This is a genomic window from Streptomyces sp. CT34 (assembly GCF_000805335.1).
In the GTDB taxonomy this organism is placed as follows: Bacteria; Actinomycetota; Actinomycetes; order Streptomycetales; family Streptomycetaceae; genus Streptomyces.
Genome location: NZ_KN708638.1, coordinates 1,889,696 through 1,901,307, shown reverse-complemented (window position 1 = coordinate 1,901,307; position 11,612 = coordinate 1,889,696). Strand labels below are relative to the sequence as shown.

Here is an 11,612-nt window from a genome sequence, read left to right as displayed (position 1 = left end):
GGGGGGGGAGCCGCCAGTGGCCGTTGTCCAGGCCGCCGAGGAGCGCGGCGAAGCAGGCGGGGGAGTCGAAGCGGGGCAGGCACAGCCAGTCGATGGAGCCGTCGCGGCCGACGAGGGCGGCGGTCTGGAGATCGCCGATGAGCGCATAGTCCTCGATGTGTGGGTGCACTCCGCGCCCCTTTTCCGCCCGGCGGGAGCGCTACTCGGGGGTGGCGGCCGTCCGGGCTACGGGTTCTGCCGGGGCCGGCGGTGCAGCGTCGCCGGCTGCCTCAGTCTCTCCGGATCCGGCGGATTCCGCAGACCGCCTGGGGCCCGCCGCGGCCTCCGCGTCGCCGGCCGCCGGCGCACCCTCCGCGGGCTCCGCGGCCTGCTGCGCCGCCTTGGCCGCGGCATCTCGCCGGTCGCGGCGCTCCCGGCGCACCAGGACGGTCCAGCCGACCGGTACCGCCGCCGCGAACAGCCACCACTGGATCGCGTAGGCCATGTGCGGGCCGATGGAGTCATGGTCCGGTTCCGGCACCAGCTCGGGGGTGTTGCCCGGTGACCTGGGCGCGGTCTGCTCGATGTAGCCGCCGAGCATCGGGCGGCCCACCCGCTGCGCCTGCTGCTTGCTGTTGATCAGCATGACCTGGCGGGGCGGCAGGCCCTTGGTGTCCTTGATTCCGCTGACGGCGGTGGTCTCGTCGGCCATCATCCGGCCGGTGACGGTGACCGTGCCCTTGGGGGCGGGCGGGGCCTTCGGGAACGTGGTGAGGTCGCCCGCGGCCGGGATCCAACCGCGGTTGACCAGGACGGCGTCGCCGTTGCCGAGGACCAGCGGGGTCAGGACGTAGTAGCCGATGGTCTGCTCGTCGGCGGCGGTGCGGTGGCGGACGACGACCTCGTGCGCGGTGTCGTAGCTGCCGCTGGCGGTGACCCGGCGCCACATGTCGTCGTGCGGCAGGTCCCGGCCGACGGCGGCCAGGTCGGTGACCGGGACCGGCGTGGCCGCCAGGTTGTCGGCGATCAGGGTGTTCTGCGCGACCTTGTGCTGATGGCGGTGGAGCTGCCAGAAACCCAGCTTGATCATGACCGGGATCAGGACGAGGCCCACGAGGGTGAGGATCACCCACTGCCGGGTCAACAGGAAGCGGTACACGGCTGCGACGGTACCGCGCGGACCTCGGGACACCAGGGCCGGGGGTCCCTCACCGCGGCGCGGTGAGGAGCCGCCGGGCCCCGGTCAGACCCGGTCGACGATGCCCACCCGCCCCGCCGAGCGGGCGCAGTGCGCACCGCAGTACCACTGCCCCTCGGCCTCCACGCCCTGCCCGATGATCTGCACCCGGCAGTGCTCGCAGATCGGCGCCATGCGGTGGATCGCGCAGGCGAAGCAGTCGAAGACGTGCACCGCGCCCTGCGCGTGCACCTCGAACGTCATGCCGTAGTCGTTTCCGCAGACCTCACAACGTGCCATGCGCCACAGCGTGCGGCGGGGGCCCGCACGGGGCGAGGCGCCAGCGGGTGTGTTGGCCGGGCTTCACCCGGACGCAGGCGCCCCGCCCGCCGGCTCGACGTCCTGGAGCAGCTGCATGAAGGCCGCCTCGTCGACGACGGCCGTGCCGTACGCGGCGGCCTTGGCGGTCTTGGAGGTCTGCGCGTCCGGGTCGTTGGTCACCAGCAGGCTGGTCAGCCGGGACACGCTCGTCGCCACGTGCAGCCCGGCCTCGATGGCGCGGTCCTCCAGCAGCTCGCGGTCCACCGACGTGTCGCCGGAGAACGCGACCCGCATCCCCTGGACGAGCCGGCCGCCCGGCTCGTAGCGCCCCGGGTTGGGATACGGGCAGGCCGGCCGCTTGCGGGACGGCCGCCAGGAAGTGGGGCGGTACGCGGACCCGGCGGCCCGCGGCCGGGGCGCGGGGGAGTCCGACCACTCCGTCAGCGGCTGGCAGGTCAGCAGCGGGAGCCGCAGGTTCTGCCGGGCGGCCCGGCGCAGGCTGGGGCGGAACGCCTCGGCCAGCACCCGGGCGTCGTCCAGGGCATGGTGGGCGCGCTCCTGCACCACGCCGTAATGGGCGGCGAGGGACTCCAGTTTGTGGTTGGGCAGCGGCAGGCCCAGCTCCTTGGACAGGGCGATGGTGCACAGCCGCTGGCGCACCGGTGCGGTCGCCGCGGCGCGGGCGTACTCCCGGGCGATCATCGACCAGTCGAACATGGCGTTGTGCGCGACCAGCACCCGGTCGGCCAGGCGGCGGGACAGCTCGGGGACGACGTCCGGGAACAGCGGCGCGCCGTCCAGCACTTCGCTCGTCAGACCGTGGATCCAGACCGGGCCGGGGTCGCGCTGCGGGTTGACCAGCGTGTACCAGGAGTCCTGGAACGCGCCCTGTGCGTCGAGTTGGTACACGGCGGCGGAGATGATGCGGTCGTCGCGGGCCAGGCCGGTGGTCTCGACGTCGACCACCGCGTATCCCTGGGGATACCCGGACGGCCAGTCGGCCGGCGGCGTCTGCGGGCCCGGCTGCTGCCCGATCTTCGGCGCGATCGGGGGAGCTGCTGCCATGCGGTCTTCGAGCATGGTCACTGAGGATACGGGCCGCCACCGACAGCCACCGAACCGCCGTCGGGCGCGCACCGGCCGCACGCGGCCGGGGAACGCCGTTACACCGGGCCGAGCAGGGATGCCACCAGCGCCTCCAGGGACACCCGGAAGAGGTGTTCGGCGTCGGCCGGCGCCGCCAGCGCGCGGGCCAGCGCCGGATCGTCACCGGCGGTGGGGGAGTCCCACAGCTCGCCCTCGCTCGGGTGCTGCGCGGGCGACCGCTCGCGGTTGCGCTCGACCAGTACGAAGCCGACGACCTGGAACTGGACGGCGCGCACCGCCTCGGCGGCCCGCTCGCCGCGCAGCCCGGCGGCGTGCATCTCATGGACCAGCGCCTGCTGCGCGGGCAGGAACATCCGCTCCGTCAGGCCGCGTTCGTGCACCATCGCGATCAGCTGGGGGCGCTCGCGCAGCGCGGTGTGCAGCGCGCGGGCGACCGAGACGACGCGCGCCCGGGGCGTGCTCCCGGTCGGCCGGATCTCGCCCATCTCCTGGATGGTGCGCTCCACCAGGGCGTCCAGCAGGGACTCGCGGTTGCCGACGTGCCAGTAGATGGAGGTGACGGCGGTGCCCAGTTCCGTGGCGAGCCGGCGCATCGTCAGGGCCTCGGGCCCGTGTGCCCGGATCAGCCGGGCGGCGGTGTGCAGGATTTCCTCACCGGTCAGCGCGGTACGTGTCATAGCCCCCCACTATCTCCCAACTCCGGGTGCCGCACGGCCCTTTACCCTTCATCGGACGTCATGTAACTGTGTTACAGGAGCCTCGAACGACCCCCGCGAGTCCCGGATGACGAAGGGCGGTACGACATGGCACGCATACGCTACGGAGCGCGCACCGAGGCGGAGATCGCCGCGACCCGCGCCGCCGGCGCCAAGCTCCCCGACATCTGGTCCACCGGCGTGGTGGCCCTCTGGGAGACCGACCCGGACGCGGTCGCGGCGGTGCTGCCGCCCCCGCTCCAGCCCACCGCCCGCCCCCTGGTCCGGGCCACCATCAGCACCGTCGACCTGCCCGGCTATCCGCTGGGCGCCGGCTCGGTCGCCGTCGCGGCCCTCCACCACGGCACCGAGGGCTGGTACCCGCTGGTCATGCCGATGACCCACGAACGGGCCCTGACCGGCGGCCGTGAGGTCTTCGGCGAACCCAAGAAGCTCGGCGAGGTCACCGTGGAGCGCGACGGCCCGGTCGTCCGCGCCGCCCTGGCCCGGCACGGCATCGCCTTCGTCGAGGTGCGCGGCGCGGTCGGCGGCCCGCTGCAGCTCCCGGAGCCGGAGCACCGCACCGACTTCTACTTCAAGTTCCTGCCGGCCGTGGACGGTTCGGGCTTCGACGCCGACCCGGTACTGGTGCACTGCCGGCGCCACGAGAAGGTCCGCAGGCTGGAGCGGGTCACCGGCGACGTCGTCCTGCGGGAGTCGATGTACGACCCGGTCGCCGACCTGCCGGTGCACGCCCTCGTCGGGATCACCCTCGGCGAGAAGACCACCGACCAGCGCGGCACCGTCGCCGAACGGGTCGACGGCCGAGCCCTGTTGCCGTACATCCACCAGCGCTACGACGACCCGATGCAGACCCTCGACGGGCCGCCGGAAGGCAGCGTCCGGTGAAGGGGGGTGCCTGATGGAGCTGCGGACCGGACAGGTCGCGGTGGTCACCGGCGCCGCGAGCGGAGTCGGCCGGGCCATGGCCCGCCGCTTCGCCGCCGAGGGCCTCAAGGTCGTCCTCGCCGACGTCGAGGAGGCGCCGCTGCGCGCCACCGCCGACGAGCTGACCGCGGACGGCGCCGAACTCCTGGCGCGTACCGTGGACGTCGGCCTGCGGGAGGACGTCGAGGCGCTGGCCGCCGCCGCGTACGACACCTTCGGTGCCGTCCATGTGCTGTGCAACAACGCGGGGGTGGGCTCCGGCGCCGAGGGCCGGATGTGGCAGCACGACCCCGCCGACTGGCACTGGGCGTTCGCGGTGAACGTCTGGGGCGTCTTCCACGGCGTCCAGTGCTTCCTGCCGCGGATGCTGACGTCCGGCGAACCCGGCCACGTCGTCAACACCTCCTCCACGGACGGCGGTGTCGCGCCGCTGCCCACCGCCTCCGTCTACGCCGTCACCAAGGCGGCCGTGGTGACGCTCACCGAGTCGCTGTACGCGCACCTGAAGGCCGAGGGCGCCCCCATCGGCGCCTCGGTGCTCTTCCCGGGCCCGCACATGCTCCGCACCGGGCTGTGGGAGTCGCACCGCAACCGGCCCGCGCGCTACGCCAAGACCCGTCCGCGCAGGACGCCTTACCGCAGCCTCGCGGAGTGGGAGGCGGCCATGAAGGAGGCCGGCCAGGAGGTGGCGTTCACGCCCGTCGAGGACGTCGCCGAGCAGGTCGTGGACGGCATCCGGGCCGGCCGCTTCTGGATGCTGCCGGCCGCCGAGCACACCGACGCACAGATCCGGGCGCGGGCGCGGTCGATGCTCGACCGCGCCGACCCGTCGTATCTCGAACGCTTCATCCTCGACTGACGCGACTGACGCGACCGACGCGATTGATGTGAGCGACGCGACCGACGCGACCGATGGGGTTGATGGGACCGACGCGGCTGACACGACCGATGCGGCTGACGGGACCGGCATCGACTCATGGGACCGACGCGACCGACGCGACCGACGAGTGAGGGAACGGCATGACCGACCTGACCCACGACACCGACCCGCACCGACACCATCAGGACCAACACCGGCACCACCAGGACCCGTACCAACACCACCAGGACCCGTACCTGATCGTCTCCTCCGACTGCCACGCCGGACTGCCCACCGAGGAGTACCGCCCCTATCTGGACCCCCGCTTCCGCCGCGCCTTCGACGAGTTCCTGGCCGGCCGGGACGCCCGGCGGGCCGCGATGACCCGGCTCGGCGTCCGCAACGAGACCTTCGCCGCCAAGTGGTTCGAGGACAACGAGGAAGGATTGCGCGGCGGTTGGGACCCGGCGCAGCGGGTGAAGGAGCTGGACGGCGACGGGGTCGCGGCCGAGGTCGTCTTCCCGGACGCCGACGCCGTGGACAGCTCGACCGCCGCCCCCTTCGGCGTCGGCCTCGGCCTCTCCGGCGACCAGGACCCGGAGCTCGGCATGGCCGGCGCCCGGGCCCACAACCGGTGGCTCGCGGAGTTCTGCGCCACCGACCCGGAACGGCACTGCGGCGTCGCCCTGCTGCCCGTCACCGGCGACATCGGCGCGGCGGTCGACGAGATCCACCGGGCCCGCGACGCCGGCCTCGGCGCGCTGATGATCCCCGCCATGTGGGGCGACAACGCCCCGTACCACGACCGGCGTTACGACCCGGTGTGGGCCGCCGCGGCCGAGACCGGGATGCCGGTCCTCACCCATTCCGGCGCCGCGCCGCGCGAGGAATACGGCGACCACCTGGGCATCTTCGTCAGCGAGGTCACCTGGTGGCCGGCCCGCCCGCTGTGGTTCCTGCTCTGGTCGGGCGTCTTCGAACGCCATCCCGGCCTCCGCTTCGGCATCGCCGAGTCCGGCTGCTGGTGGCTGCCGAACCTCCTGTGGTTCATGGACCGGCTGTACCTGGGCGCGCACGGCGGCAAGAAGCTCTCCCCCTTCGCCGAACTGAAGCGCCCGCCGCACGCGTACCTGGACCGCAACGTCTTCGTCTGCGCCACCAACACCAAGCGCCGCGAACTGGCCCAGCGCTACGAGATCGGCGTCGACAACATCCTCTGGGGCAGCGACTTCCCGCACCCCGAGGGCACCTGGCCGCGGACCCGGGAGTGGCTGGCGAACACCTTCCACGACATCCCGGTCGCCGAGACCCGCCGGATGCTCGGCGAGTCCGCCGCCGAGATCTTCGGCTTCGACCGCACCGCGCTCGCCCCCCTGGCGCGGCGGATCGGCCCCACCCCGGCGGACCTGGGCCAGCCCGCCGACCAGGGACCGGTGACGGCGTCCTGGCGGCGCGCCCGCGAGACCGGCCGCCACTGGCTGACCGGCCACGACTTCCCGTACACAGGAGTGACCTCATGACGGCAGCACACAACGGAGACCGCAGCACGGCATCCCCCACGAGCGACCCCCTGGCGGCGCCCGGCGCCCGCTACACCGTCATCTCCGCCGACTGCCACGCGGGTGCCGACCTCCTCGACTACCGGCCCTACCTTCCGTCCCGGTACCACGAGGAGTTCGACGCCTGGGCCGCCACCTACGTCAACCCGCACGAGGACCTGCTCGCCGACACCGCCGACCGCAACTGGAACTCCGCCCGGCGGCTGGCCGAGCTGGAGGCCGACGGCATCGTCGGCGAGGTCGTCTTCCCCAACACCATCCCGCCGTTCTTCCCCAGCGCCTCCCTGATGGCGCCGGCGCCCACCGGCGAGGAACTCGCGCTGCGCCGGGCGGGCCTGCGCGCCCACAACCGCTGGCTCGCGGACTTCTGCGCACAGGCCCCGGGGCGCCGGGCGGGCGTCGCCCAGATCCTCCTCAACGACGTCGACGAGGCGGTGCGAGAGGTCCGCCGGACCAGGGAAGCCGGCCTCACCGGCGGCATCCTGCTGCCCGGCACGCCACCCGGCTCCGGCCTCCCCGAGCTCCACTCCCCGGTCTACGACCCCCTCTGGGCCGTCTGCGCGGAACTCGGCGTCCCGGTCAACCACCACGGCGGCTCGGCCTCCCCGCCCCTGGGCGACGAACCCGCCGCCCGCGCGGTCTTCATGGTGGAGACCACCTGGTTCTCCCACCGCGCCCTGTGGCACCTCATCTTCGGCGGTGCCTTCCGGCGCCATCCGGACCTCACCCTCGTCCTCACCGAGCAGGGCTCCGGCTGGATCCCGGGCGTCCTGGACATGCTGGACTACTACCACGGCCGGCTGGTCGCCTCCGCGGCCCGCGCCACCACCGCGGAGTCCCGGTTCGGGGCGGGGCTGGCCGACGCGATGGGCGCGAGTCCCGGCGAGGTGTGGCAGGCCAACTGCTATGTGGGCGCCAGCTTCATGCGCCCCCACGAAGTCCCGCTGCGCGACCGCATCGGCCTGGACAAGATCATGTGGGGCAGCGACTTCCCCCACGACGAGGGCACCCACCCGTACTCCCGGCAGGCGCTGCGCGCCGCCTATGCCGGTCTGCCGCCCGCCGAGGTCGCCGCCATGACCGGTGGGAACGCGGCCCGGGTCTACGGCTTCGACCTCGCCGCCCTGGCCCCCGTGGCGGCCCGCGTCGGACCCACCGTCGAGGAGATCGCCGAGCCCCTCAAGGAGCCGCCGGCCGACGCGACCAGCCCGGCCTTCGCGGAGGGGGCCGCACTGCGGGTGTGGTGAGCGCACCCGTCGCCCGGCGGGGGCTACCGGCGGTACGCCCCCGCCGGGCAGCTGACAGCGCGTCTTACATACTTCTCGGTAACAACCCCTAGCGGTAGCCCCGTTACCGCACTTATGGTGCGGGGCATGCCGCACCTGCCCGATGTCGTGTTGTGGTCCGTGCCCGCCTTCGTCCTGCTCACCGTCGTCGAGATGGTGAGCTACCGCCTGCACCCCGACGAGGACGCCGAGGGGTACGCGGCGAAGGACGCCGCCACCAGCGTCGGCATGGGGCTGGGCAGTCTGGTCTTCGACGCGCTGTGGAAGATCCCGATCGTGGCGATCTACTCCGCCGTCTACGAACTCACCCCGCTGCGGATACCGGTCCTGTGGTGGACGCTGCCCCTGATGCTGCTCGTCCAGGACTTCTTCTACTACTGGTCGCACCGCGGCCACCACGTCATCCGCATCCTGTGGGCCTGCCACGTGGTGCACCACTCCAGCGAGAAGTTCAACCTCACCACCGCCCTGCGGCAGCCCTGGACGACCTGGACCGTCTGGCCGTTCTACGTGCCGATGGTCGCGCTCGGCGTGCACCCGGCCGCGATCGCCTTCACCTCCGGCGCCAACCTCGTCTACCAGTTCTGGGTGCACACCGAGCGCATCGGCACCCTGCCCCGGCCCGTCGAGTTCGTCTTCAACACGCCCTCGCACCACCGCGTCCACCACGCCTCGCAAGGCGGCTACCTGGACCGCAACTTCGGCGGGATCCTGATCATCTGGGACCGGCTGTTCGGCTCGTTCGTCCCCGAGACCGAGCGGCCGGTCTACGGCCTCACCAAGAACATCAACACCTACAACCCGCTGCGGGTGGCCACCCACGAGTACGCCGCCATCGCCCGCGACCTCCGGGCCGCGGACAGCTGGAGCGAGCGCGCCGGACGGGTGTTCCGGGGGCCGGGCTGGCAGCCGGCCGCGGTCCTCAACGCCCTTGAGGAAGGCCGGAGTTCGCCGGGCGAGCGGCGGCCCGGCACGCGGGACGCCGGCGACCGGCCCACCGTGGGGGAGCGCTCTGTCGGGGAGCCCGCCGCGTGAGGGCACCCGCGCCCCGGCCGCGGGCCGCGCGGATCCTGCTCGCCGTCTTCGCCGTCCTGGCCGCCGCCCACCTCCTCGCCCTCGTGGCGCATGCCGGCGCCGCGCCCGGCAGCACCGCCGTCGCCCTCGCCGGCACCGCCGTGCACCTCACCAAGCCCGCCCTGATGCCGCTGCTCGCCGCCCACGTGCTGCTCCGCGGCGGGCCGCCGCTGCTGGCCGGCGCGCTGCTGCTCGGCTGCGGCGGCGACACCTTCCTCCAGATCGGCGGCGGCACCGCCTTCCTGGTGGGCATGGGCTCGTTCGCCGCCGGACACGTCTGCTACCTGCTGCTGTTCGCCCGGCACGGCAGCGGCTCGGCGGCGCGGCGCCGCTCCTTCCGGGCGGCAGCGGCGGCCTACGCGGTCGCCCTGATCGCCACCGTCGCACTGCTGTGGCCCGACCTGCCGGCCGGCCTCCGCGTCCCGGTCGCCGGATACAGCCTGCTGCTCACCGCGATGGCCTGCGGCGCGCTCCGGGCTGGCCCGCTGGCCGCGGCCGGCGGACTGCTCTTCCTGCTCTCCGACACCCTGATCGCGAGCGGTGTCGCCCACTGGCCGCAGCTGCCCGCCCCGCAGTTCTGGATCATGGCCACCTACACGGCGGCCCAGTTCGCCCTGGCCGCCGGCGTGCTGGCGGCGGCCGGCGGACCGGACCATCCGGCCGCGGGCGAGCCCCCGTCGCCGGCGTACCGCGCGGCCGTCCAGGAGGCGTGAACCGCCCCGGCCGGCGGCGCCGTTTGCGTCTCCCCCCGGGGGAGACCCGAAAGTGGTGGGTATGAACAACGACGGCACCGGCCTGCTCTCCATCGGCGCGCTCTCGCGCCTGACCGGCGTATCGGTCAAGACCATCAGGAAGTGGTCGGACCAGGACCTGCTGTCGCCCGCCGCCCGCACCCCCGCGGGCTACCGGCTGTACGGACCGGACGCCCCGGCCCGCCTGGAGATCGTGCGCACCCTGCGCGAACTGGGCATCGGCACCGCGGCGATCCGCGCCGTCCTGCACCGTGAGAGGTCGCTCGGCGACACGGCGGAGCGCTGGGCGGACGCCCTGGACGCGCAGCTCCGCACCCTGCGGCTGCAACGCTCCGTCCTGCGTACGGTGGCCGCGCGGGGCACCGCAGCAGAGGAGCTGCCGCAGATGACCCGACTCGCCCGCCTGTCGGCCGAGGAGCGCCGCCGGATCGTCGCCGACGTCGTCGAGGACGCCCTGGACGGGGTGGCCGCCCCTGCCTACCGTGGCGGCCTGCTGGCCGCCACCCCCGATCCGCCCGACGACCCCACGCCCGAACAGCTCGACGCCTGGGTGGAGTTGGCCACCTTGGTCGGCGACCCGGAACTGGGCGCCGCACTGCGCCGGCTGGCCGAGTTCAGCGCCCGTACCGCCCCCGGGCAGCCGGCCGACGCGGCCGACGCGGCCCACGCGGCGGATCCGGCCGCGGCGACCGAGGCCGCCATACGGGTCGCCGAGCTGATGCGCACCCGCGCCGAAGCCGCCGTCGCCGCCGGCATCGCCCCGGACTCCCCGGCCGCCGAGCCGGTCCTCGCCGAGCTGATCGCCGCCTGGATCCCCACCCAGGCCGCCACCGCCGACCCGCCGGCCGAGGACGGCCCGGCCGCCCGCACCCGCCTGCTGGAGCAGCTGGAGACCGTCGCCGAACCCCTCGTCGAGCGCTACTGGCAGCTGCTCTGCACGGCCACCGGCCGTCCCGCACCGCCCCGTTGGGGCACCGCCGGCACCTGGACCGCCGCCGCTCTGCGCGCCCATCGAACCCCGGGGGAGCTGGACCGCTCCGCGTTCGCGCGCCTCGCGGACACCGACCCGGAACGGGTGCTCGCCGCGTACGCGCAGGTGGTCCGTGACGTCGGTGCCCTGGTCGCCACCGTCCGTCCGGCCGACCTCCGGCGGCCGACTCCGTGCGCGGACTGGACCGTACGGGAGCTGCTGGACCACATGGTGTGGGAGAACCTGATGGCCGCCTCGATCGCCGCCGGGTCGCCGCGCGGCGACCACACCGCCGACCACCTCGGCGACGGCCCCTTCGACCACATCGCGGCCTTCGAGGAGTCCGCGCGCACCGCCCGCGCCGTCTTCACCGACAGCGGGATGCTGCACCGCACCTTCGGCCCGTACGAGGCGCCGGGCGGGCTGCTCGTCCAGCAGGTCACCGTCGAACTCCTCGCGCACGGCTGGGACTTGGCGCGGTCGCTCGGCGCCCCGACCGATCTGGCGCCGGAGGCCGCCGGGGAGGTCCTGGAGGCGGCCCGCCTGATCTACGGGTCGGCGCCGCGCACCGAGGGCAGCTCGTTCGCCCCGGAGCGCGCCGCCCCGCCCGGCGCCACCGCCGCGGACCGCCTGGCCGCGTACCTGGGCCGGTCCCCGGCCTGACTGCGCCGCCACCGCCCGCGGCACATCGACGTCCACACCCTCGCCCTGCGTCTGCTCCACCGCGCGGTCGACCGCGTCCACGACGGCGGCCCGGCCGGCGTCGCCCTTGCAGTGCACGTCGACCACGCCTTTGCCATGGGCGCTCCACCCCGTCCGCGAAAACCGCCCGTACGCCCGTACGTCCGTACGCGGAGCCGCGCACCGCCGGACGCCGGAGAGGCG

12 protein-coding genes are annotated in these 11,612 nt (G+C 74.0%); 7 read left to right on the top strand and 5 right to left on the bottom strand.

Features of this window, described 5'->3' with window-relative positions:
- The 5 genes from RZ84_RS40795 to RZ84_RS08475 form a co-directional block, all read right to left on the bottom strand.
- A partial coding sequence (locus RZ84_RS40795; protein ID WP_241778026.1) for a trehalase-like domain-containing protein occupies positions 1-169 on the bottom strand: 169 nt, incomplete at its 3' end.
- A gap of 30 nt (positions 170-199) precedes the next feature.
- Positions 200-1,138 carry an SURF1 family cytochrome oxidase biogenesis protein gene (locus RZ84_RS08490; protein ID WP_043263782.1) on the bottom strand — a complete coding sequence of 313 codons (939 nt, stop codon included), beginning with the start codon at positions 1,136-1,138 and terminating at the stop codon, positions 200-202.
- A gap of 84 nt (positions 1,139-1,222) precedes the next feature.
- Positions 1,223-1,456 (bottom strand): hypothetical protein, encoded by a 234-nt coding sequence (locus RZ84_RS08485; RefSeq protein WP_039637610.1) that lies wholly within the window; start codon positions 1,454-1,456, stop codon positions 1,223-1,225.
- Positions 1,457-1,519: 63 nt separating this feature from the next.
- Positions 1,520-2,557, bottom strand: a complete 1,038-nt coding sequence (locus tag RZ84_RS08480; RefSeq protein ID WP_043269408.1) for a DEDDh family exonuclease — start codon at positions 2,555-2,557, stop codon at positions 1,520-1,522.
- Positions 2,558-2,640: 83 nt separating this feature from the next.
- On the bottom strand, positions 2,641-3,261 hold the full coding sequence (locus RZ84_RS08475) for a TetR/AcrR family transcriptional regulator (protein ID WP_043263781.1): 621 nt from the start codon (positions 3,259-3,261) through the stop codon (positions 2,641-2,643).
- Positions 3,262-3,387: 126 nt separating this feature from the next.
- Between RZ84_RS08475 and RZ84_RS08470 the strand changes: the two genes are divergently transcribed.
- The 7 genes from RZ84_RS08470 to RZ84_RS08440 all read left to right on the top strand — a co-directional run bounded on the left by RZ84_RS08470 (position 3,388) and on the right by RZ84_RS08440 (position 11,390).
- Entirely contained in the window at positions 3,388-4,188 is an 801-nt protein-coding gene (locus tag RZ84_RS08470) for an acetoacetate decarboxylase family protein (RefSeq protein WP_043263780.1), read from the top strand.
- Between the two features lie 13 nt (positions 4,189-4,201).
- On the top strand, positions 4,202-5,086 hold the full coding sequence (locus RZ84_RS08465; RefSeq protein WP_043263779.1) for an SDR family NAD(P)-dependent oxidoreductase: 885 nt from the start codon (positions 4,202-4,204) through the stop codon (positions 5,084-5,086).
- A gap of 161 nt (positions 5,087-5,247) precedes the next feature.
- Positions 5,248-6,606 (top strand): amidohydrolase family protein, encoded by a 1,359-nt coding sequence (locus RZ84_RS08460; protein ID WP_078893637.1) that lies wholly within the window; start codon positions 5,248-5,250, stop codon positions 6,604-6,606.
- Positions 6,603-7,892 (top strand): amidohydrolase family protein, encoded by a 1,290-nt coding sequence (locus RZ84_RS08455; RefSeq protein WP_078893636.1) that lies wholly within the window; start codon positions 6,603-6,605, stop codon positions 7,890-7,892. The genes RZ84_RS08460 and RZ84_RS08455 overlap by 4 nt, the downstream gene beginning before the upstream one ends.
- A 126-nt stretch (positions 7,893-8,018) precedes the next feature.
- Positions 8,019-8,966: a sterol desaturase family protein gene (locus RZ84_RS08450; protein WP_043263778.1), complete on the top strand. Its 948-nt coding sequence runs from the start codon at positions 8,019-8,021 to the stop codon at positions 8,964-8,966.
- On the top strand, positions 8,963-9,718 hold the full coding sequence (locus RZ84_RS08445) for a lysoplasmalogenase family protein (RefSeq protein WP_043263777.1): 756 nt from the start codon (positions 8,963-8,965) through the stop codon (positions 9,716-9,718). Before RZ84_RS08450 ends, RZ84_RS08445 begins: the two co-directional genes overlap by 4 nt.
- 61 nt (positions 9,719-9,779) lie before the next feature.
- Positions 9,780-11,390 carry a TIGR03086 family metal-binding protein gene (locus RZ84_RS08440; RefSeq protein ID WP_043263776.1) on the top strand — a complete coding sequence of 537 codons (1,611 nt, stop codon included), beginning with the start codon at positions 9,780-9,782 and terminating at the stop codon, positions 11,388-11,390.
- The last annotated feature ends 222 nt before the right edge of the window (positions 11,391-11,612 follow it).

What these genes read in the sequence shown, in the direction of transcription:
- RZ84_RS08470 (WP_043263780.1), top strand. Translation starts at nt 3,388, where the DNA reads ATGGCACGCATACGCTACGGAGCGCGCACCGAGGCGGAGATCGCCGCG.
- RZ84_RS08485 (WP_039637610.1), bottom strand. Translation starts at nt 1,456, where the DNA reads ATGGCACGTTGTGAGGTCTGCGGAAACGACTACGGCATGACGTTCGAG.
- RZ84_RS08475 (WP_043263781.1), bottom strand. Translation starts at nt 3,261, where the DNA reads ATGACACGTACCGCGCTGACCGGTGAGGAAATCCTGCACACCGCCGCC.
- RZ84_RS08450 (WP_043263778.1), top strand. Translation starts at nt 8,019, where the DNA reads ATGCCGCACCTGCCCGATGTCGTGTTGTGGTCCGTGCCCGCCTTCGTC.
- RZ84_RS08465 (WP_043263779.1), top strand. Translation starts at nt 4,202, where the DNA reads ATGGAGCTGCGGACCGGACAGGTCGCGGTGGTCACCGGCGCCGCGAGC.
- RZ84_RS08480 (WP_043269408.1), bottom strand. Translation starts at nt 2,557, where the DNA reads ATGCTCGAAGACCGCATGGCAGCAGCTCCCCCGATCGCGCCGAAGATC.
- RZ84_RS08440 (WP_043263776.1), top strand. Translation starts at nt 9,780, where the DNA reads ATGAACAACGACGGCACCGGCCTGCTCTCCATCGGCGCGCTCTCGCGC.
- RZ84_RS08460 (WP_078893637.1), top strand. Translation starts at nt 5,248, where the DNA reads ATGACCGACCTGACCCACGACACCGACCCGCACCGACACCATCAGGAC.
- RZ84_RS08455 (WP_078893636.1), top strand. Translation starts at nt 6,603, where the DNA reads ATGACGGCAGCACACAACGGAGACCGCAGCACGGCATCCCCCACGAGC.